This is a genomic window from Acinetobacter sp. YH16038 (genome assembly GCF_013417275.1).
Taxonomy (GTDB): domain Bacteria; phylum Pseudomonadota; class Gammaproteobacteria; order Pseudomonadales; family Moraxellaceae; genus Acinetobacter.
Map to the genome: position 1 here is coordinate 1 of NZ_VPEG01000132.1, position 1718 is coordinate 1718.

Here is a 1718-nt window from a genome sequence, read left to right on the forward strand (position 1 = left end):
CAGCAAGGCTTTCACAGCTAATAAGTACACCAATTCCGACATATAAGTACACCAATTCCGATATTTTAGCCCCAATAAGTACACCAATTCCGACATATAAGTACACTAATTCCGATGATATTGACACGTACATTACAAAGGTGTACAAATACACTTGAATTATAAAAGTGTACAACAATGAAAAATGACTTAGTTGTAAAAGATAATGCGTTGATTAATGCTAGTTATAGTCTTGGTCTTGTCGAACAGCGATTGATTTTATTAGCTATCGTTATTATTCGGGAACATACTCATAACATGCACCTTGACTATATTGCATTCAATAAACCAATTGAGATTACAGCAGAAAGTTATATTAATACGTTTGGTGTAAGCCATAGCACAGCATACGAAACACTAAAGGATGCCTGTAAGTCTTTATTCTCAAGACAGTTTAGCTATCAAGAACCTAGAGAAAAAGGTATTGCTCATAAAACGACTCGCTGGGTGTCTGATATTGCTTATATTGATAATTCTGCAACTATAGAATTTACTTTTGCTCCAGCGGTCTTACCCCTAATCACTTATCTTGAACAACACCTTACAAGCTACGAATTAAAACAAGTTGCCAATCTAACAAGCGGTTATGCTATTCGCCTATACGAACTTTTAATTGCGTGGCGTAGTACTGGGAAGACACCAATTATTGATTTAAATGAATTTCGTTTAAAACTTGGAGTTGGAGATGAAAAATATCAAAGAATGGGGCAATTTAAAGAAAAAGTTTTACATATTGCTATTGAGCAACTTAACAAACATACAGACATTACCGTAACTTATGAGCAACATAAGCAGGGGCGTACAATTACAGGGTTTTCATTCAAGTTTAAGCAAAAAGTACAACCTAAAATTGAAACTAAACGAGATCCCAATACCCCTGATTTTTTCATCAAAATGACCGATTCCCAACGTCATTTATTTGCAAACAAACTGTCTGAAATGCCTGAAATGGGGGCATATTCTCAAGGTACAGAAAGCTATCAGCAGTTTGCTATTCGTATTGCAGACATGCTTTTAGAGCCTGAAAAATTCAGAGAGTTATACCCTTGCTTAAAAAAGGCAGGATTTGGTAATTAAAAAAAAGGAGCTTCAGCTCCTTTTTTTTAATTTTATTCTTTGGCTGGCTGTCCTATCGAATCTAACTGATTAATCAGTTCCGCATTTACTTCTTCGCCCGACTTATTGGCAGTATCTTTACTTTCAAATCGTGATGAATCTTGGAGTTCTTTTTTCATACGTTCACGGTCTTCGTCTGTAATTTCTTGCGGAGCAGGTACTTGTTGCGCTTCTTGGCGTACTTCTTCCACAATCTCAGGAGACGATGCTTGCACTCTTACATGTTCTGGTTCTTCTTTATTTTTGCTGCATGCAGTAAGGGTAATAACTGACATTGTTAATAAAGACATTAAAATTTTATATTTCATAAAGAATATCCAGCTTAATTGTTATTCATCGAAGGTAAATCAAAAAGTATTCTATCCCGATCCTCTATTAAATAATCATTAAGTTCAGCGAGTATTTTTTCTTTGTTGGCTTCATTGGATTGCATTTTTTTAATCAAGTAAGAACCAAGTAAGATTTTACGCCGAGTATCATCCTTGCGTTCTTGCTCTTTCTGCTTTGTTCTTTCTCTTGCTTCAATAGCCTGTTTCTGAGCTTTTAACTGTTTCAGCTTCTCC

The 1718-nt window shown here is 35.4% G+C and carries 2 protein-coding genes and 1 pseudogene; 1 reads left to right on the top strand and 2 read right to left on the bottom strand.

What is annotated here, in order from left to right; translation table 11 throughout:
* Positions 1-177: 177 nt before the first annotated feature.
* Complete coding sequence (gene repM / locus FTV34_RS17275; RefSeq protein WP_151208205.1) at positions 178-1116, top strand: replication initiation protein RepM; 939 nt, start codon at positions 178-180, stop codon at positions 1114-1116.
* 32 nt (positions 1117-1148) lie between these two features.
* Here the strand turns inward: repM and FTV34_RS17280 are convergent, their stop codons facing one another.
* Positions 1149-1463, bottom strand: coding sequence for a hypothetical protein (locus FTV34_RS17280; RefSeq protein ID WP_151208206.1), 315 nt, complete (start codon positions 1461-1463; stop codon positions 1149-1151).
* Positions 1464-1477: 14 nt separating this feature from the next.
* Positions 1478-1718, bottom strand: a pseudogene (locus FTV34_RS17285) (hypothetical protein); the annotation flags it as partial.

Coding starts and splice junctions, on each gene's coding strand:
- repM (WP_151208205.1), top strand. CDS start 178: ATGAAAAATGACTTAGTTGTAAAAGATAATGCGTTGATTAATGCTAGT.
- FTV34_RS17280 (WP_151208206.1), bottom strand. CDS start 1,463: ATGAAATATAAAATTTTAATGTCTTTATTAACAATGTCAGTTATTACC.